18 protein-coding genes and 1 pseudogene are annotated in these 18,312 nt (G+C 42.4%); 9 read left to right on the forward strand and 10 right to left on the reverse strand.

The window, feature by feature from the left end; translation table 11 throughout:
- Positions 1 to 13 precede the first annotated feature (13 nt).
- The 3 genes from HUS26_RS14820 (at position 14) to HUS26_RS14830 (ending at position 5,055) form a co-directional block, all read left to right on the forward strand.
- On the forward strand, positions 14 to 2,803 hold the full coding sequence (locus tag HUS26_RS14820) for an EAL domain-containing protein (RefSeq protein ID WP_173917869.1): 2,790 nt from the start codon (positions 14 to 16) through the stop codon (positions 2,801 to 2,803).
- Between the two features lie 24 nt (positions 2,804 to 2,827).
- Entirely contained in the window at positions 2,828 to 4,462 is a 1,635-nt protein-coding gene (locus HUS26_RS14825; RefSeq protein ID WP_173917870.1) for a thiamine pyrophosphate-binding protein, read from the forward strand.
- An 89-nt stretch (positions 4,463 to 4,551) separates the two neighbouring features.
- Positions 4,552 to 5,055, forward strand: coding sequence for a PCYCGC motif-containing (lipo)protein (locus HUS26_RS14830; RefSeq protein WP_173917871.1), 504 nt, complete (start codon positions 4,552 to 4,554; stop codon positions 5,053 to 5,055).
- Between the two features lie 594 nt (positions 5,056 to 5,649).
- On the opposite strand, the gene HUS26_RS20150 is transcribed toward HUS26_RS14830, so the two are convergent.
- Complete coding sequence (locus HUS26_RS20150; protein ID WP_256371069.1) at positions 5,650 to 5,784, reverse strand: hypothetical protein; 135 nt, start codon at positions 5,782 to 5,784, stop codon at positions 5,650 to 5,652.
- A gap of 368 nt (positions 5,785 to 6,152) precedes the next feature.
- Here HUS26_RS20150 and HUS26_RS14835 point away from each other — a divergent pair, with 368 nt between their 5' ends.
- From HUS26_RS14835 to HUS26_RS14845, 3 genes are all read left to right on the forward strand, one after another.
- Complete coding sequence (locus HUS26_RS14835; RefSeq protein ID WP_173917872.1) at positions 6,153 to 7,553, forward strand: sodium:alanine symporter family protein; 1,401 nt, start codon at positions 6,153 to 6,155, stop codon at positions 7,551 to 7,553.
- 94 nt (positions 7,554 to 7,647) lie between these two features.
- On the forward strand, positions 7,648 to 8,229 hold the full coding sequence (locus HUS26_RS14840; protein WP_173917873.1) for a CDP-alcohol phosphatidyltransferase family protein: 582 nt from the start codon (positions 7,648 to 7,650) through the stop codon (positions 8,227 to 8,229).
- A 132-nt stretch (positions 8,230 to 8,361) separates the two neighbouring features.
- Positions 8,362 to 8,889, forward strand: coding sequence for a YceI family protein (locus HUS26_RS14845; RefSeq protein ID WP_173917874.1), 528 nt, complete (start codon positions 8,362 to 8,364; stop codon positions 8,887 to 8,889).
- A 37-nt stretch (positions 8,890 to 8,926) separates the two neighbouring features.
- Here the strand turns inward: HUS26_RS14845 and uvsE are convergent, their stop codons facing one another.
- The 3 genes from uvsE to HUS26_RS14860 all read right to left on the reverse strand — a co-directional run bounded on the left by uvsE (position 8,927) and on the right by HUS26_RS14860 (position 10,916).
- Positions 8,927 to 9,883 carry a UV DNA damage repair endonuclease UvsE gene (uvsE, locus tag HUS26_RS14850; RefSeq protein ID WP_173917875.1) on the reverse strand — a complete coding sequence of 319 codons (957 nt, stop codon included), beginning with the start codon at positions 9,881 to 9,883 and terminating at the stop codon, positions 8,927 to 8,929.
- 74 nt (positions 9,884 to 9,957) lie between these two features.
- Positions 9,958 to 10,476, reverse strand: a complete 519-nt coding sequence (locus HUS26_RS14855; protein WP_173917876.1) for a hypothetical protein — start codon at positions 10,474 to 10,476, stop codon at positions 9,958 to 9,960.
- Positions 10,477 to 10,484: 8 nt separating this feature from the next.
- Positions 10,485 to 10,916: a nuclease-related domain-containing protein gene (locus HUS26_RS14860; RefSeq protein WP_173917877.1), complete on the reverse strand. Its 432-nt coding sequence runs from the start codon at positions 10,914 to 10,916 to the stop codon at positions 10,485 to 10,487.
- 253 nt (positions 10,917 to 11,169) lie between these two features.
- On the opposite strand from HUS26_RS14860, the pseudogene HUS26_RS20065 reads away from it, so the two are divergent.
- Positions 11,170 to 11,310, forward strand: a pseudogene (locus HUS26_RS20065) (DUF2935 domain-containing protein); the annotation flags it as partial.
- Positions 11,311 to 11,362: 52 nt separating this feature from the next.
- Here the strand turns inward: HUS26_RS20065 and HUS26_RS14865 are convergent.
- The 3 genes from HUS26_RS14865 to HUS26_RS14875 form a co-directional block, all read right to left on the reverse strand.
- Complete coding sequence (locus tag HUS26_RS14865; RefSeq protein ID WP_173917878.1) at positions 11,363 to 12,187, reverse strand: aldo/keto reductase; 825 nt, start codon at positions 12,185 to 12,187, stop codon at positions 11,363 to 11,365.
- Between the two features lie 140 nt (positions 12,188 to 12,327).
- Positions 12,328 to 13,125 (reverse strand): DUF4362 domain-containing protein, encoded by a 798-nt coding sequence (locus tag HUS26_RS14870; RefSeq protein ID WP_173917879.1) that lies wholly within the window; start codon positions 13,123 to 13,125, stop codon positions 12,328 to 12,330.
- A gap of 32 nt (positions 13,126 to 13,157) precedes the next feature.
- Positions 13,158 to 14,006: an S-adenosyl-l-methionine hydroxide adenosyltransferase family protein gene (locus HUS26_RS14875; protein ID WP_173917880.1), complete on the reverse strand. Its 849-nt coding sequence runs from the start codon at positions 14,004 to 14,006 to the stop codon at positions 13,158 to 13,160.
- Between the two features lie 184 nt (positions 14,007 to 14,190).
- On the opposite strand from HUS26_RS14875, the gene HUS26_RS14880 reads away from it, so the two are divergent.
- Positions 14,191 to 14,622 (forward strand): MarR family winged helix-turn-helix transcriptional regulator, encoded by a 432-nt coding sequence (locus HUS26_RS14880; RefSeq protein WP_173917881.1) that lies wholly within the window; start codon positions 14,191 to 14,193, stop codon positions 14,620 to 14,622.
- Positions 14,623 to 14,642: 20 nt separating this feature from the next.
- Here the strand turns inward: HUS26_RS14880 and HUS26_RS14885 are convergent, their stop codons facing one another.
- Together HUS26_RS14885 and HUS26_RS14890 are read right to left on the reverse strand one after the other, a co-directional pair.
- Complete coding sequence (locus tag HUS26_RS14885; RefSeq protein ID WP_173918870.1) at positions 14,643 to 14,870, reverse strand: YuzB family protein; 228 nt, start codon at positions 14,868 to 14,870, stop codon at positions 14,643 to 14,645.
- A 35-nt stretch (positions 14,871 to 14,905) separates the two neighbouring features.
- Entirely contained in the window at positions 14,906 to 15,853 is a 948-nt protein-coding gene (locus HUS26_RS14890) for a bifunctional riboflavin kinase/FAD synthetase (protein WP_173917882.1), read from the reverse strand.
- Positions 15,854 to 15,945: 92 nt separating this feature from the next.
- On the opposite strand from HUS26_RS14890, the gene HUS26_RS14895 reads away from it, so the two are divergent.
- Complete coding sequence (locus HUS26_RS14895) at positions 15,946 to 16,497, forward strand: HD domain-containing protein (protein ID WP_371809599.1); 552 nt, start codon at positions 15,946 to 15,948, stop codon at positions 16,495 to 16,497.
- Between the two features lie 168 nt (positions 16,498 to 16,665).
- Here HUS26_RS14895 and HUS26_RS14900 read toward each other — a convergent pair whose 3' ends face one another.
- Positions 16,666 to 18,156, reverse strand: a complete 1,491-nt coding sequence (locus tag HUS26_RS14900) for a UDP-N-acetylmuramoyl-L-alanyl-D-glutamate--2,6-diaminopimelate ligase (protein WP_173917883.1) — start codon at positions 18,154 to 18,156, stop codon at positions 16,666 to 16,668.
- Between the last annotated feature and the right edge of the window lie 156 nt (positions 18,157 to 18,312).

The raw sequence follows: 18,312 nt of genomic DNA on the forward strand, positions 1-18,312 counted from the left end.
TGGAGGAATCACCATGGCAAACGAACAAACAAGGTATTCCCGGCTTGCTCAAATTACCAAGCTTATTAATACGAATCTGGAATTAAAAGAAGTGCTGGAGCATGTCGTCACAGCGATATCTGAAGAAATTGTACGCTGTGATTCAGTGGGAATCTATCTTCCCCAGGCCGACGGGACCTTTCGAGGCTATGTAGGAAAACCCGAGATAATAAATGGAATGACTCTCGATATGCACGTAGTCGATACCGACCACGACCACCTGGCGCGAGAAGTGATTGACACTAAAGAAGCCATTTACATACCTGATACTTCTAAGGATTTAAGACCTGATCCACGGGCTGTTGAGGCATTTGGCATCAAGTCTCTCTTAGTCTTGCCAATGGCCTACGAAGAAGGATTGTACGGCCTGGTCTTCTTATTTGATTACGGAATCCCCATGAACCTCACTTCATCTGAAATCGAATCTATTAAAGCTTACGTAAACATGGCAGCCGTAGCCGTGAGAAACTCTAATAACCTGACTAGAAAAGAGTCCCTCATCGCTGATAAACAGCTTTTGCTCAATGTTACTCGTGAACTTTCTTTATGCTCCACACTTGAGGAAGTCATGGATAAATGCTTTGAATACATCGGACAAGTCCTCGGAAACTCTAATATCGGAGCCCATCTCTTAGACCCTGTTGCCAACAGCCACATCAACCCTGCCAGCTTAAGTAAAGACAGTGATTGGACCGAGGAAGACTGGAAACGGACCCACCATCACCTCTCCGTAGATTTTAAAAAAGATTTAGTGTTTCAGGAAGTATTGTCGAAGAAACAATCCATTTTTATAGATGATACCATGTCCGACCCGCGCCCCAACCATGAAGCCTGCCGGAGGTTTGGAATCAAAGGCCTCTATATGATTCCGTTGATTGCTACCGGAAAAGTATTAGGTACGATCGCAATTGTCAATTTGAACGAAAAAGGGCATCGTTACCCAGAATCGGCTATGCAGCTGGCGGAATCCATAGCAGATGCTACAGCACCTGTGCTTTCTTACTTACTTTATATTGAAAAACAAGAATTTATCATCTCTGAAAGAACTTCTGAACTTACCGATAAAAATAAAGAGTTACAGCGAGTTGTAAAAGAAGTCAAACAGATTGGAAGAGAAAAAGAACTTATTTTAAACTCTGCCGGTGAAGGGATATTTGGCTTAGACCTTCAAGGGAACATAACGTTTTGCAATCCTTCGGCAATTAAACTCCTTAACTATGAAAGCCGGGAAGAGCTCATAGGAAAACCATGCCATATCATTTTCAAAGAGAACATGTCAGATGCTTCAGGGTTATTTTCGCCAAGACGGAGAGACGATAGAAATAAAGATGCCGAAGAAGACTATTTCCTGAGGAAAGATAACAGTGAGTTTCCAGTAGAGTTCGTCATTACATCTCAAATTGAGAATGAGGAGACAGTAGGTTATGTAGTGACTTTCAAAGACATTACCAGCCGAAGACAAATGGAAGAAAAGATTAAATATCACGCGTTTTATGACAGCGTAACCAACCTTCCAAACCGTGTGCTGTTTCAAGATCGTCTGCATCAGGCACTAAACTATGCAGAATCCTATGGGCGTTCACTGGGCGTTCTTTTCTTAGACCTCGACCGGTTTAAAAAGATTAATGATACCTTTGGCCATACCTTCGGCGATCGAGTATTAAAGAAAATAGCGGAACGGCTGACGAGCAGTCTTCCTAAAGAAACAACCGTTTCCAGACAGGGAGGAGATGAATTTATCATCTTAATTCCAAGTATCCGCACAAGGCAGGATGTGACAGATTGTGCGAGAGCGGTACTGGCTGTATTCTCTGACCCTTTTCATATCAATGGGCAGGAAATTGCCGTGAAAACGAGTATCGGAGTTAGTATATATCCGGAAAATGGAACTACTTCTGAACAGCTTATTAAACACGCGGACGTTGCGATGTACACCGCAAAGAAACTATCAGGCAACCAGTTTCAGCTTTACGATCCTAACTTAGAGGATCGAACCATAGAAAGCATCCAGCTGGAAAACGACCTGTATAAAGCTTTAAAAAATCATCAGCTCCGGGTGGTCTATCAGCCGAAGTATGATTATTTAAAACAAGAAATGATTGGTGTAGAAGCGCTCCTTCGGTGGAACCATCCACAACGAGGCATAATGAAACCTAAAGATTTTATACCACTCGCTGAGGAAACAGGCCTCATTATCCAGATGGGCGAGTGGATTCTTCATGAAGCCTGCCGGCAGATGAAGACATGGCACGACAAGGGGTATACAAAGCTGTCTGTATCTGTAAACCTTTCTCCCCAGCAGTTCAGCCAGGAGAACATTGTCAGCAAAGTCAAAGCCATCCTTGAACAAACCAGTCTCCCTCCTCAGCTGCTGGAACTGGAATTAACAGAAAATCTGATCATTCATAACACCGAGAAGACGCTGAACGTGATCCATTGTTTAAAAGAGCTTGGTATTCAAATCTCCATTGATGACTTTGGCACAGGCTACTCTTCTTTAGGTTACTTAAAAGACTTCCCTGTGGATACTTTGAAAATTGATAAAACATTTATAGATGATCTGCCGAAAAATCCTAACAATGCGGCAATCACAAATACGATTATCACGTTAGCGAACAGTCTGCAGCTCAACGTCATTGCTGAAGGAGTAGAAACACAGGAACAGCTTGATTATTTAACAAGTCATGGCTGTTACTTGATTCAAGGCTTTTATTACTGCAAACCTATACGAGCAGAAGAGGTTCTTCAAAAAATATACAGCTAGTTGTGGAATGAAAGAGGGGAAATTATGAAATCTGTTAAGGCAGTAGTTGAATATTTAAAAAGCGGGGATATTTCGTATATTTTCGGCATCCCTGCAGGTTCTGTAAATGCTTTTTTTGATGAGTTATACGACAGTCCGGAAATCACTCCAATTGTTACTAAGCACGAAGGAGCAGCTTCTTACATGGCTGCCGCTTACGCAAAATACTCAAAAAAACTCGCAGTTTGTATCGGAAGCAGCGGTCCTGGAGGCACAAACCTCGTAACAGGAGCGGCTAATGCAATGCGTGAGCATCTTCCTGTACTGTTTTTAACGGGAGCCGTTCCTGTAAATACGATGGGACACAATGCCTCGCAGGAATTAGATGCTCATCCGATCTTTGAATCAGTAACGAAATACAGCAAAAGAGTCGACCGGGCGGAGGATCTCCTTAAAGAAATTCATAAAGCTGTTGAGACCGCAATTTCAGGAGTGCCAGGACCTGTACATATTGCCATGCCGATTGACGTTCAATTAAGTGAAGCGGAGGACCAAATCATCCCGCCATTTCCAAAACGAGCCCCTCTCCTCCCTGAAGATGGGCCGCTCTACGAAGCTGTCATGAAATTAACCGACAGCCCTAAAGGCTTTATTTTTGCGGGACAGGGAATTCGTGGATGTGCAGATCAATTAATTGAATTGGCAGAGCTTCTTAATTGGCCGATTATTTCTTCTCCACAGGCAAAAGGTCTGATTCCAGATAACCACCCGCTGTATCGAGGCATATTTGGTTTTGCCGGTCACGAGTCGGCTTCTTCGCTAATAAATGAAGGAGATTTTAATACCGTTCTTGTAGCTGGATCTAGTTTAGGAGAAACGGCCACCAATAACTATAATCAGAACATAACGAAGAACCGAACTTTAATCCAAATCGATTTTGACCAATCCGTCTTTAACCGCCGCTATGAAACTGACGTGGCTTTATCGGGAGATATGGATATTATCCTCTCCTCCATTATTGAAGGTGTTAAAAACCTCGGCTATCAGCGTGCTGATCTTCCTGAATTTGAGCGTTCATTAGAAGAGATTACAGAAGAGTACAGTACGAGAAATGTGCTGTTAAAACTGCAGCGGCTTCTCCCACTGAAAACACGCTACACCATTGATATAGGAGAGTTTATGGCATATGTTATTCACCATATGAATGTAGCAGCCCCGGACAGCTTTGATATTAACGTCCATTTCGGAGCGATGGGAAGCGGCATCGGAAGCGCCATTGGTTCTAAACTTGCACACGAAGACTGCCCGACTGTGTGTATTACCGGGGACGGCTGCTTTTTCATGCACGGTATGGAGCTGCTGACCGCAAAGGAATATGATATTCCTGTTTTATTTGTAGTGATGAACAATGCCCGGCTAGGTATGGTTCACCATGGCCATGCCCTGCAGTATAAGCGGGCCCACCAAAGATTCTCCCAGGAGCCGGTGGCTATCTCTTCTTTGGCAGAAACGATGGGAATACCTAGCTTTCGTGTTAAGAGCATGGAAGATTTAAATGAGAGCGCCGTCTATAAATTATTAAACCAGGCAGGTCCCGCAATTCTCGAAATCGCGCTCGTTGATGACCGCGTCCCTCCGATGGGAGATCGTGTAAAATTCCTGTCCTCTTTTGGAAAGTAATTTTGTATATTCCTTGAACAGTGCTAAACTCTCTTGAGCTTCCTTTCATTTCCTACTAATATAGAAAAGAGAGCTTAGGAGGCGAATATATGAAAACTAATTTAATTATCATATTTGGCTTACTTTTATCGACGTTATTAATTGGCTGCTCCCAGAATAGTGAGGATTCCTCAGGAGGGGCATCCGAAGAGCATGAAGGGCATGCCCAAGAGACAGCTGGTGGAGATATTCGCGAGGAAACGTCAGGCTCCGATGTGATGCCTGCTTTTCTAGAAGAAAAACCTGAAGAAATGCAAAATATCTATATGGCTGTCTCTCAACATAAAGAGTTACTAGAACAAATCCCTTGCTACTGCGGCTGTGGAGATTCTGTCGGCCATAGAGATAACTACGACTGCTTCGTGCATAAAAACGGCGAAGACGGTTCGCTCGTCTGGGATGACCACGGCACAAAATGCGGCGTATGTCTTGAGATTGCCGCTCAATCAATCGTTGATTACCAGGATGGAAAGTCCGTAAAAGAGATTAGAGAAGACATCGATAAACAGTACGAGCAAGGTTACTCAAAACCTACTCCAACGCCAGAAGTATAAAATAAACATCCGGCTTTTTTGCTGGATACTTTCAGCTTGTAAATAAACCTCATGTTGCAGACAACCGACTTTTCTTTTAAAGGATCGGATACAGCAAAGGGCTCCGGGAAACGTATCGCTTTCCGTGGGCGTACGGTGAGCTTCCTCAGGCTTTCGCCTTGCGGGATCTCACCTTGTACGTTCCTTCCACAGGAGTCTCACCGTTTCCCATCGCCCTCTCCCGATCACGTGTTTCTTTCCTTGCTCTCTTCCCGGGGTCTAAGCTCTTAAGGATGCAGGGCCCAGGTGAAAGGTCAGCTGATTCCTCTTCTCGCAAGGGCAGGATTCCATTTACCTTTTTCCTCGTTATGGGAAGGGAAGCAACGAGACTCCTGCGGGACACGCAAGGCTGGCAAGACCCCACAGGGCGCCAAGCCCGAGGAGGCTTGCCGTCTTCCCCGCTTAAAAGCGAGGTGGTTCCCGACCCATTAGTCCCCTTTTTTTGGCCAATGGAATCCCGCTAACCACGCTAGCTTAAACAGGAAACTCCATTAGAAAAAACTGTTGAGACTTTCTCGACAGTCTGTAAATATCCGGCTTTTTTGCCGGATGTTTTTATTTAGGAAGACTATAAAACTCGCGGATATAACTGTAATCTTCTGCCTTTTTAAGTTCATCTGCATTTCTTTCGTGTGGATTGCTGCTTTCGTGCATCTGGTCAGTCTGTTCCTCTGTCACCACTTTAATCAAAATTCTTTCGTTTCCTTAATGTTAAAGTAGGTATCTTTTTTCCCTCTCTTCCCTGCCTGATGAAATACACAGAGTAATAGATCTATGGAAGCGACAGTAAAAAAGCTGAACGGCGCTAAATTCCTGATACCAGCTTTACTTTGGGCCGACATCCGGCAATTGAACGCGGGACAATGGCTCTTTTACAAGTTTACTCATATTATGCTGATCGAATTGGTCATGTTGGATAATCAATACTTATAACCTCCTCACTTGTTAATTATATCCTTTTTCCTGAGTACTCTCGTTTACTTTAGTTTTAAATTGTTTATTTTATGCAGAACAGGGAATAGATTGGATAATCGACAGATAGAGAGGAGACTAATTTCTTGGAAGTTTTTCAGCAGATTATCGCAGATGTATCAAATTTTTTATGGACTTATCCACTAGCTTTTATACTGGTTGCAGGCGGGATCTTTCTCACCATCCGGCTTAAGTTTTTTCAATTTCGTTTCTTCGGCCATGTCCTTAAGCAGACGGTCGGGCAGATCTTCAAAAAGGACAAGCAGACAGGAACGATTACTCCTTTTCAGGCTTTCACCTCGGCTCTAGCCTCTACAGCAGGTGCCACAAACATTGTAGGTGTTCCCGTAGCCATTTCCTTAGGAGGCCCAGGCGCCTTATTTTGGATGTGGGTCGTAGCCTTAATCGGGATGGCTACAAAATACTCCGAGATATTACTAAGCTTAAAATACAGAGAAACGAATGATAAAAATGAATGGGTCGGCGGGCCTCAATATTACATAAAGAAAGCCCTCGGCTGGAAATGGGTTTCCACTGCTTTTGCTTTTTTCCTCATGATTGAATTAATTCCAAGTACGATGGTACAGTCAAACTCCATTGCCACCCAGACAGCCGGCGCTTTCGACTGGCCAGTTGAAATCACCGGAATTGTAATGTGTGTGGTGATTGCTTTAGTAGTGTTTGGCGGAATTAAAAGAATTGGTAAAGTAACCGATAAGTTCGTTCCGTTTATGGTACTTACTTATTTAGGCGTATGCCTATATGTAATCGGCGTTAACTTTGACCAGCTTCCTGCCGTATTCGAGATGATTTTTGTACATGCTTTCACACCAATTTCAGCAGCTGGAGGTTTTGCAGGGGCCGGTATTGCCCAAGCCTTGCGCTGGGGAATTGCCCGAGGCCTTTATTCCAATGAAGCTGGATTGGGTACAGCCCCTATTGCTCACTCTGCTGCGAAAACAGACCACCCTTCCCGCCAGGCTTTATGGGGGATATTCAGCGTTTTTGTTGACACCATTGTCATCTGTACAGCTTCCGGCCTGGTTGTACTTGTAACTGGAGCCTGGAGAGATATAGGTCCTTCAGAGGCGTCTAACATGATCAACGTCGCTTTTGCTACAGAGCTCGGCGACACATTTGGAAGTATATTTGTAACGGTATTCCTCATTTTCTTTGTAATTACAACAATAGGAGTACTGATCTTTTACGGTGAAAAACAGGCAGAATACCTATTTAATTTAAAAGCTGCCGTAGGAATGAGGATGGTTTATATTGCTGCTGTCTTTGTCGGCGCATTAGGCGGACTTCAGTTTGTATGGCAGTTCCTCGATCTGCTTCTTGCTTTTGTACTGCTTTCAAATATTATTCCACTGCTCTTCCTTCACAAGGAAATTGCAGCTTTGACAGACGATTATGTCAATCGAGTGGTGAAGAAGAAAACAGACAAGAGAGATGTAGAGCTGTTCGTTGAAGAAGACAGCGCCTAAAAAAGATCCCGCAGCACTCCTTCCTGGAGCTGCGGGATTAATGTTTCCCCCTCCATTCGTGATATACTTTTTCATGAAGGTAGGTAAGTAAAATATGCTCGATACCCATGCTCGCAAATTCGTACAACCCTCAATCGACACAACAGCCAGCTGGCTTTTAAAAAAAGGAAAAACTCCTGATCAGATAACTATCACCGCCCTCTTTGTCGGGGTTTCTTCCAGCATCGCTTATCTATTGGGCCAGCCCCTTTTGGCCGTTTTTTTATTGTGGTTCTCCGGCTTTCTCGACGCTGTCGACGGTACCATGGCGCGCCGCACGAAAACCTCCCCATTTGGAACCGTTATGGATATCACTTTTGACCGTGTCGTAGAATTATCAATTATTTTTGCCATCGCCATTGTCTATCCGGAAGTGATGTGGCCGCTCCTATTATTAACTGGGGCCATTGTAATTTCGATGACTATTTTTTTAGTGGTCGGGACCGTATCTGAGAAAGCAGGCATGAAATCCTTTTATTATCAAGCAGGTTTAGCTGAACGGACGGAAGGCTTCCTGCTTTTTAGTGTTATGATGCTCTTCCCTAATATTTTGTTCTGGACCACTTTGGTCTTTTTTGCCGTTGAATTATTTACGGGGGTCCAGCGATTCTGGGAAGCACGGCGGATACTTCACTAATTTACAGACACCCGCTTTTTTAATAAGCGGTTTTTTTAGGTTAATATCTTGACTTCGAAATAAATGTGGGTTATATTACTTACATAAAGTAACCAGTTTTTATTTTATAACTAACAAAGAGGAGAGATTTCAATGTCAACATTAGTTCTAGACAAAGTACACAGTACTTTGGATTTTCAAATTAAGCATATGATGGTTTCAAAAGCGAAGGGTGAATTTGAAGACTTTGAAGTCGAGGTTAATGGCGACTTTACAAATTTAGAAACAGCCAGCGTGAAAGTAACAATCCCGGTTACTGCGATTAACACTGGAAACAAAGACCGTGACGGACATCTCCGCTCCGGGGATTTCTTTGAAGCCGATAAATATCCGAACATGGTTTTTAAAAGCAAATCTATTAAAAAAGTTTCCGACGATGAGTATGAAGTTACAGGAGACTTTACGATAAAGGGCAAAACGAACGAAGAAACTTTTACAGTAGAGTACAATGGAACTTCCCAAAGCCCATTAGACGGAAGCACAGTTGCCGGCTTTGAGGTCAATGGAAAAGTAAATCGCGAAGCTTATGGAATGACGTATAATGCTGCTATGGAAACCGGCGGCCTCCTGCTGGGCAAAGATGTGAAATTTGAGGGCAACTTTGAATTTATTGTTAAATAAGATGACAACAGCCGGCGTGGCTATTCACGACGGCTGTTTATATTTCTACACTTCCTCCACTCAAACGCTTCACTCCTCTAATCGCTGCAATCTCCTCTACCAATTTTAGCAGCGCACGATCTTTTTGTTTTGCTTCAATCATTACATCCACGTCCTGCCCAAATTTCTTCAGCTTTTTTAAGAAACCTTTTATAAAATCGATCTCAACATAATCCGCATGGCTTCTCAGCTCTTTTTCCGATTTAGGCGAGGATATATGAAGTTTCGGCGGATGGTCACAATCTTTCCACGTATTAAAAATCCTCGGCATGAGTTCCGATAAAAATTCATTTTCTGTATGGTTGGCAAAATAATGGTGATAATCAAACATCATCGGAATATTTTCCTTCTCGCACACCTGCAGCGTCTCCGTTGTCGTATAAGTTTTATCATCGTTTTCTAATGTCATCTGCCTTTTGATCATTGGCGGGAGCTGCTTTAAATTTTCATGAAAACGAGCCAGAGTCTTTGTTTTATCACCATAAGCACCGCCGATATGAATATTAATATAACTCTGCTTGTGCAATCCCATCGCTTCAAGCAGCCGATAATGATACTCCATATCCTTCACAGCGTTTTCCGTCACATGAGCTCGATCACTCGTGAAAAGAGTGAATTGATTCGGGTGAAAGCTGACTCGCAGCCCATGCTTTTTTACAAGCTGTCTAATCGTCTCGTACTCATTGGAAAAGGGATTGATATAATTAAAATCAACTTCATCATGAGTCGCTAAAGGAACGATCGACGAAGAGAACCGATAGAGCGGAATCTCATGGCCGATATTATAATGCAGCGCCCTGATCGTATTTTCCAGGTTCGTGCGGGTGATACGTTCGAGCTGGTCTGCCCTTTCCTGTTTGGGAAGCTTTTGATAACGTGCAAAAGTCATCGTTTTTGAAGGGGATCCGTCATATAAATTTAAAGCGTTGGCCACATAACCGAAGCGGACAATCATTTAATTAACTCCTTTTCGTAAAAACATTCTAATGCTATGTTTCCCTTAGATGAGAGGATTAAAAGTGTTGGAGCCTATTTGAGAGGAGAAAGAGGGATTTGGTAGGACCTGAATTTTTTACCGCCGGTTTTACATGAGTTCAAATTAATAAGGATTCTTTTAACAACATCGATAGATTCGACCAAAAGAAATTCACGTGCTGCATGATTTTCTATATATGGTGAAAATAATAAAGCATAGTCTTCTAAAGCTTTTTTATGAGCCTCTTGGTTCCTGCACTTACAATCCTTGCATTCCCAGCTCTTTCGATGCCTTCTCATTTCTCCATTACAAGAGGGACACTGAACTCCTTTTAAGATTTCATGCTTATTGATTCCCAGCGCAGCTAGTATATCAATTTCCTTTTCTTCATGCTCATCCTTTAATAGATAAGCCAACTTAGAAATTTCACTTTTATCACATATAGCGGTTCTCTCCTCTAAATTTTTTATACGATTGATTAAGCCCTCGCTCATAATTATTTTATTTTCATTATGCTCTCCAGTGATCTTTAAAAATGTCTTATTATTTGTGAGAAGTACTATTCCTTCCACTGGAACCTTTATATTAGTATGTAATTAATCCAACGGTCGAGCTGTTGCACATGACTTTCCACCTGCAAAATTGGATCAGGAAAAGCTTCTTCCACTCCATTGTAAGTTCGAATCATCTGGTGAGTATTGCGATTCAGATTAAGGCTTCCCGCAAAATTCTTAACTTCGAGAATTAAAATATATTTGCAAGTCAGCAAAATTGTATCCATTTGAAAATAGTGTTTTTCACCTTTGATTCGCAGGTCTTTAAGAATAAGATAATCTTCCTCTGGCAAAAGGTCCAAATAATAATCAATAGACTTTTCACCTTCGTAACCTGCTAAGTTTCGTGAATAAGTACTTTGAATAAAGGGATATTTGGAATGACTCTTGGGGAGTCTTCGGAGGAGTGATTGGATCTTTCTTAACTTAAGAGGATAAGTGCGGGGCTTAACTATCATTATTATACCTCCTTTTCGGTTTCACTCTATTATAAACGATCATAATCTATAAAGGCTGGAATATTTATTTTGTCATAAGTTTTATAACTGGCAGTGCTTTAGAAGATCTCTATTAGCGATATTCTAAGCTCTTTCAGCGGTTCTTCCTCCCTTTTTGGCGATTCTCGACATTTTAATGAATTTTATTTTAAAACGTTGGGGGGGATTTGAAAACTAATCACGATTCATTTCAAGCTTTGAATGAAGAAGTGGAGAGGAAATGGAGATTTCTGCAGAAGTGTTAAGTAATTTTTCATCCTTGATGGCTGATCATATGGCGAGAGAAGAATGCTATTACCTTCATAAAATTGCAGAATCGGCAGGTGGTTCATCTCCTAAATGTGATCCAGGCAAACAAGAACAGGATCATAAAAAAAAGAGAACGCATAAAGCGTTCTCCGTCTTAATTATCTTACATTCATTTCGTTTGGGTGCGGGCCTTTGCGCTCGCCTTTGTCCAGCTGGTTCAGCTGGGCCATATCTTCTTCTGGCAGTTCGAAATCAAAGACATCGAAGTTCTCTTCAATTCGGGATGGTGTAATAGATTTAGGAATAACCACCGTATCATTCTGTATATGCCAGCGAATGACAACCTGCGCTGTTGTTTTGCCGTGCTTCTCAGCAATCGCTTGAACGGCATTATTTTTCAGAACTTCTCCCCCCTGCATAAGCGGGCTCCAGGCTTCCAGCAGGATTCCATTTTCGCGGCAGAATTGTTTAAGTTCATTTTGAGCCAAATATGGGTGGCATTCAACCTGGTTGATAGCAGGCGTGACGTCACATTCATCCATCAGGCGCTGAAGATGTTCAATTTCAAAGTTACATACTCCGATGGCTCGTGTTTTCCCGTCCTTCTGCAGCTGCTCGAGAGCTTTATAAGTTTCTACATAGTCATCGAATTCAGGTGTAGGCCAATGGATTAAATAAAGGTCGACATAATCTAATCCCAGTTTTTCAAGGCTTTCGTCCATCGCTTTAATCGTAGCCTCGTAGCCTTGATCTGCATTCCACACTTTTGTTGTAATGAAGAGCTCTTCACGCGGCACGCTGCTTTTTGCGATGGCTTCTCCTACCTGGCGTTCGTTTTTATAAATGGCTGCCGTATCAATGGAACGGTATCCCGTTTCGATAGCTTTAGTTACGGCTGGTACAGCGTCTTTTTCCTCGACTTGCCATACACCAAAACCAAGCTGGGGCATTTCTACTTTGTCATGTAATTTAAACGTTCTCATTTTATAGATCTCTTCCTTTCTTTTAAAAGGTTACAGTGGTAGTTTAGCATAGACATTTCCTAACTCCTCTTATTTTGCTCACTATGATCAAACCTATTAAAAAAGCCAATAAAAAAACCCGCGCTTATTTTTGCGAGAGTCTATTGAAAGAACTGCTTATATTGTTTAGTTTCTTTTATAACGGCGGCCATCCTTTCGGCCATTTCCGTCATCTCTTCAACGTCTTCCCCGCTGTCGCAGGATGACCATTGATACTGTTTTTCATTTCCGTTAATCAGTACTCTTAAAGAGTATTCGGGCTGATCGCGGCATTCATTGGTTACATCTTTATCGCCTGAAAAATTACCCATAATTAATAATTTATAAAGACTGTTACGTTCTTCCTTCGTTAAGTGAAAATTATTTTCCTTCATGCTGGCAGACTCAGCTTGCAAAGATAACGACCGTTCTATCGTGTCCAGTTTGACTCTGTTCTCTTTATCATAAACAAATTGAATGTCAAACCTGTCCTGCTCGCCAGCGTCGTATGAAATGGTCAGCACATCAATTTCTGTTGAACCACAGGCGAGGGCATATACCGTTTCGATTGTCCTCTCTTCACGGGAAATCGATTCACATGTTTTCTCGGTTACTTTCTTTGTTCCGAATTCGTCTTTAGTGGTATCATGCTCATAATTAATAACGTCTTCTTCATAGCTTAAGCGTGTAAAAACCTGATCCCCTTCTACGGTGTACTTGGTCACTCGGACTTCAGCTTCTTCTCCCTGTTCCACACTTTTAACAAAGTCATCTAAATACTGGATGTTTTTCAGCTTCCCCTGTTTATCTACAACTTCTTTCTCTTGAAAATCGGTCGAATCCAACGACATGCCGGAAATCTGACTTGAGCATCCGGCAATCAATAAAAGCAGCAGCACACCTGCCCGCCGAAGATGCATGTAGTTCACCTCTACCTATCCCTATTCTTCTTTTATTTATCTGTTATTTTTCGAAAAATGACAATCCAATTTGATCCTGTCCGAATGCCGTAAGCTTTGGCGAAGGACCCTTGATTAATGGCAATCGCCATATTGTCTAATGAATTAATGTAAACGAGCGGCTCCCCTTTATAAGTATCGGCAAAAGAACGCCCAAATGTCATGATGTTCTGATAAATGGACCGGCCGCCATGCTGAATTTCCACTTCAACCTGCCCGCCATATGGAATATCGATTTGTTTAAATAAATCCCGGCTGATGTTTGTCCAAAGGTTACCAAATCGCACATCGAGAACATCAATCATCCCTTCTGTTTCATCCTGTTTCAGCTGTGGTTCTTTCACAGCAAGGCTGACCACGCTGTTCACATCCAGTTTTGGCCCGACTTCCTCGAACGTAATCACACCTGACGCAAGACGCGCTCCTGTGAAGGCGTAAATATCGCGTCCGTGAAAGGTGTAAGACTCTCCGGATCTTGGCAGCCTGTTCACTGTTTCATCAATCTCCCTTGCTTCTGCAATCCCCTCCGTTCGATTAATGTGAGTGAGTGATCCGTTGTCAGGTGTCACGACATAATGGCCGGCCCCTGTCTTTACGACTATGCTTCTCCTCGTAGAGCCTACCCCTGGATCAACAACGGAAACAAAAACCGTACCTTCTGCCCAGTAAGAAATCGTTTGCCAAAGCCTGTAAGAAGCCTCCCATATGTCAAAAGGAGGAATGTCATGCGTCAAATCATAGATCTTAAGATCGTGATCGACAGAATGAGCTACTCCATACATGGCATTAACGGCTCCATCGCTGAGCCCAAAATCTGACTGCATGATTAACGTTTTATTCATCAGGTTACCTCCAACACAATCGCCATTTTACGCTAAAGATTTAAAATTATAATACATAAAGTCGAACGAAAACACAATGACATTCGTTCGACGCTATATTTGTTTTTTTGAAAATGGGGATTTGCCTATTTATGAAACGACGTTTACGATAGTAAAAATGAAGGACTTAGAAGGGGGCCTTTTTATGATCGATAAAGACAAATTAGCTTTGATAACTGACCTAGAAGGTATTTTTCGAACTTTTATCAGAGGATACAGGCGAGACTTAAACGCGCGGTTAGGTGAAGGGTTTACAAGCAGTGAACTCGCCTTTCTTGGTGCCATTAAAGAGAACATTGAACAGAACGTATCTAAATTAGCCTCAGGGCTTAACGTTTCCAACAGCCACGCAACTTCGATTATGAACCGGCTGGTAGAAAAAGAACTGATTACAAGAACCCGAAGCCGGCAGGACCGCCGGGTTGTCGTATTTGAGTTAACCACTCAGGGAAAAGAAGTATACTCTCATCTTAATGAAAAGAGAGCCCAATATATGCAGGAAAGATTCGAAAAGTTATCGAGCAGCGATATTAAAGAATTAATTCGCATCTTTCATAGTCTTGAGCAAAAAAAATAGACCGTTTTTGCGGCCTACTTCTATTCTGCATAGAAAGCAAGTTCTTCTTCTATTTTTTGGCGGATTTTATCGAGAGCCTCTTCAGGGGTTTTTCCAAAAACCCTTGTGCCATTGACCATTGCATACGGTTTTAAGGCACAAAGGCCGCAGAAGGATAGGCATTCATTCATCAAAACGGCTACGTCTGGATATTCAGATTCAATGATTGATTCCACATCCAGTTCATTGATTAGGTTGCTGTCACAAATTTCTACTACGACTACCCCATGATGTCACTGCTCCTTTACCTTGTGTTGGCCAGCCCTAGTATCCGCCTGGCATTCTTTTCGTCTTGCTTCATATGATCGACGAGCTCGTCCAGCCCGTTAAAGTTCTCTTCTCCTCGTAAAAAGCGTAAATATTTTACCGTTACCGTTTTGCCATACAGATCGCCTGAGAAATCAAGCAGGTAGGCCTCCACTTTATATGTCTTTCCGTTCACAGTGGGACGGTACCCGGCACTGATTAATGAATAATAGTGGGCATTGGCTGAGTCATGGTGAACCTCTACTACGCCTAAATAAACGCCTGGAAATGGCTGGACATATTCTTCAATATCCCCTAAGTTTAAAGTAGGAAAGCCAAGTTCACGGCCTAGCTGCTCACCCTTTTCAACAATCCCCGTCATTTCAAACGGGCGGCCGAGCAGACCTTGTGCAGCTTCCATATTTCCATTTGTAACGAGGGAGCGAATCTTCGTGCTGCTCACCTTTTCCCCGTTAAAAGTGACGTGAGGTATAACAGTGACCTCGATTCCGTTCCTTTCGCAAAGCTTAGATAAACCATCCGTATCGGCATTTCGGCCTCTGCCAAATTTAAAGCCTTCGCCTACAATAATACGGCTGATCTGAAGCTGGCCTAAATGTTCATGAACGAATTGTTCAGGGGTTAATTGAGCATATTCCTTTGTAAAATGAACATGATAGTAACGATCCACTCCGGCCTGCTCCAGTAATTGACGGCGATCCTGGAATGAAGATAAAGCCTTCTCGTAGTCGGAGTCACCTTTTAACACCCAAAGTGGATGATCTGAAAACCCTAAGACCGAAATCTCCTCGCCTTCTTGGCGGGCAGATCTTGCCGCATTCAAAAGCTGCTGGTGTCCTAAATGGAGCCCATCAAACTTTCCTACGACTAATAAGGTGGACTGGTCGTTTACTGGAGGTAAATCCGTTACTTCAATTGTCTTCATTTCCTATACTCCCCTTTTCGCTCATACGTACTCTATGTTCCATATTATAATCAACAAAACGCTGATACAACTATTCTGCCCAATGAAAGGAGATGGCCGCTATTTTAAAAAAAGCCCAATCATTTGCTGATCACGCTCACAGAGGACAGAAGCGTAAAAGTTCCAATGAAGATTACATTGTACACCCCATACGTGTAGCCCGGACTTTAGAGGAAGCCGGGGCATCAAAGGAACTTATTTGCGCCGGCTATTTGCACGATGTCGTCGAAGACACTTCATATGAAATCGATGATATTGAAAGAGAGTTCGGCGCCAAAGTACGCAGGCTTGTCGCTTCCCATACGGAAGATAAAACGAAATCCTGGCTGGAGAGAAAATCCCTTACGATTGAAACCGTCAAGCAGTCAGATAAAGAGGTGAAGTTTTTAATTGTTGCGGATAAGCTTGATAATCTTTCTTCTATAGAAAACGACAGGCAGAGGCTGGGGGAGGAAGTATGGCGATTCTTTAAAGCAGGGTATGACATGCAAAAATGGTATTACCAGTCGGTTGATAAATATATGCTCGACGGGATGCCGCCGCAGGAAACCCCTGAATTCTTCATGTCTTACCGTGAACTCGTACAGCGGGTTTTCTCTTCATAATAAACAGAGGGGGGTTTCCCTCTCATGCTATCCAACTATGGTGGAATGGATGAGGTTATGAAATAAAAAAGTTGAATGTAATGGGCAGGAGAAAAGAGAAGATACACGCAAACAGCCCCTCTCCACCAGGGCTTCATCCTACTGGAGAGGGAATAGAATACCGAATTTTTATGATGATTGTAAATAGTGACCGTGAATAATCTCTTCATCTGAATGAGGAATTTCTTTTCCTTTAACAATTTGAGCATTGTTAATGCAGCCGCTTGTCAAAAGAATAATGTCTCTTTCTTCAGCTAGCAGCAATGCTTTTAACACGCCATCTTTCCGTGTAAGCGCAGAATGGATGTTAGGAGCCTTAGGATCCTTAAAGCCCTTCATTACCTGATCAATGATCACCTGAGGGTCATGGTAACCCGGATGATCAACAGTAACGATCACCTCATCAGCCTGTCCATCAATCGTTGCCGCCATTTTTGGCATCTTGTTAAAATCTCTGATTCCAATCCCTGCAATCATGACGATCAGCCGGTTATAGTTAAGTTTCTTGACTTCTTCTACTAAACGGTTCAAAGCTACCGGCGTGTGGGCGTAGTCTAAAATGATTTTTGCATTGTTAGGCGCTTCGATTACTTGGAACCTACCTTCCGGGCTTTGAAGTTCCGGAAGCACGTCTATGATATGTTTAACCGGATGGCCAAGCAAAATCGCTGTGCCTACAGCGGAGAGGACATTGGCAATGTTGTAATTGCCAAACACAGGTACGAAAACCTGATAGCGTTCGCCTAGAAAATCTAACGTAAAGCTTGTCCCTTTTTCCGATACCGTAACCCCTGAAGCCTTTAAATCAGCATCACTCGATTCTTTGAGGCTATAAGTTATAAGAGGACCGTCAAATATGTCTAAAATGTCCTCGGCCATGCCTTCATCATCGATATTAACGACGGCACATTTCGCCTGTTTAAATAACTTAAGTTTACAGTTTTTATAATGATCCATTGTCCTATGATATTCTAAATGTTCTTCTGAAAAATTTGTATGGATGGCCACATCGTAATAAATGCCTTCTGCTCTCAGCTGATCAAGGGCAATCGAGGACACTTCCATTGAAACAGCTTGGTCTCCCTGTCTTTCGAGCATATGAAAAATATGATGCAGATCGATCGCTTCTGGAGTGGTCGGCGTGCTTTTTTTGTAACTTACCTTTTCTTTAGACGTCCATATCCCTGTCGTCCCTATAAGTCCTGTCGGCATCTTAAGCAGGTTAAGGAGACAGCGTACATATGAAGACACAGTCGTCTTACCATTTGTCCCTGTTACTCCTATAGTCTTCAGCTTCTCATCCGCACAATTATAAAAATGCTTTGCCAAATAAGCCATCGTCCTTCTAACATTTTGGACCAGCAAAAAAGAGCACGCTGGATATCTTTTGCTCCACTTCTCTAATTCTCTCTCTTGTTCGCCTATGATGGTACTGGCCCCTCTTTTAATTGCTTCTTCTGCGTAAAGATGACCATCAGAATTCTCGCCATTTATGCAGAAAAAGATGGACCCTTCTTGAATATTTTTAGAATGAAACATTAAACCAGTCACAGTTTGTGAACTGGGACCGAAACACTTTACTATACCAAAAGATTTTAATTGATTAAAATTCATATTCATCGTATGATTCCCCCACGTGTTTCTTTTGAACGAGTGTTATTGCACAAGCTCTGTCCATACTAATAGTGAACAGAGCCATTATGTAAAAAAGCGGCCTTTCTTTCTCTCTTTATTATGAGCTTTTGCGCATTATTTTAAAAAGGCACTTTTTACCTT

It is taken from the genome of Halobacillus sp. Marseille-Q1614 (assembly GCF_902809865.1).
Taxonomy (GTDB): domain Bacteria; phylum Bacillota; class Bacilli; order Bacillales; family Halobacillaceae; genus Halobacillus_A.

Bases quoted from the DNA above. Each gene is read 5' to 3' on its own strand.
- uvsE (WP_173917875.1), bottom strand. From the start codon at position 9,883: ATGATTGTCCGCTTCGGTTATGTGGCCAACGCTTTAAATTTATATGAC.
- HUS26_RS14875 (WP_173917880.1), bottom strand. From the start codon at position 14,006: ATGAATAAAACGTTAATCATGCAGTCAGATTTTGGGCTCAGCGATGGA.
- HUS26_RS14900 (WP_173917883.1), bottom strand. From the start codon at position 18,156: ATGAATATGAATTTTAATCAATTAAAATCTTTTGGTATAGTAAAGTGT.
- HUS26_RS14840 (WP_173917873.1), top strand. From the start codon at position 7,648: ATGCTCGATACCCATGCTCGCAAATTCGTACAACCCTCAATCGACACA.
- HUS26_RS14825 (WP_173917870.1), top strand. From the start codon at position 2,828: ATGAAATCTGTTAAGGCAGTAGTTGAATATTTAAAAAGCGGGGATATT.
- HUS26_RS14820 (WP_173917869.1), top strand. From the start codon at position 14: ATGGCAAACGAACAAACAAGGTATTCCCGGCTTGCTCAAATTACCAAG.
- HUS26_RS14890 (WP_173917882.1), bottom strand. From the start codon at position 15,853: ATGAAGACAATTGAAGTAACGGATTTACCTCCAGTAAACGACCAGTCC.
- HUS26_RS14895 (WP_371809599.1), top strand. From the start codon at position 15,946: ATGGCCGCTATTTTAAAAAAAGCCCAATCATTTGCTGATCACGCTCAC.
- HUS26_RS14880 (WP_173917881.1), top strand. From the start codon at position 14,191: ATGATCGATAAAGACAAATTAGCTTTGATAACTGACCTAGAAGGTATT.
- HUS26_RS14870 (WP_173917879.1), bottom strand. From the start codon at position 13,125: ATGCATCTTCGGCGGGCAGGTGTGCTGCTGCTTTTATTGATTGCCGGA.
- HUS26_RS14830 (WP_173917871.1), top strand. From the start codon at position 4,552: ATGAAAACTAATTTAATTATCATATTTGGCTTACTTTTATCGACGTTA.
- HUS26_RS14865 (WP_173917878.1), bottom strand. From the start codon at position 12,187: ATGAGAACGTTTAAATTACATGACAAAGTAGAAATGCCCCAGCTTGGT.
- HUS26_RS14845 (WP_173917874.1), top strand. From the start codon at position 8,362: ATGTCAACATTAGTTCTAGACAAAGTACACAGTACTTTGGATTTTCAA.
- HUS26_RS14860 (WP_173917877.1), bottom strand. From the start codon at position 10,916: ATGATAGTTAAGCCCCGCACTTATCCTCTTAAGTTAAGAAAGATCCAA.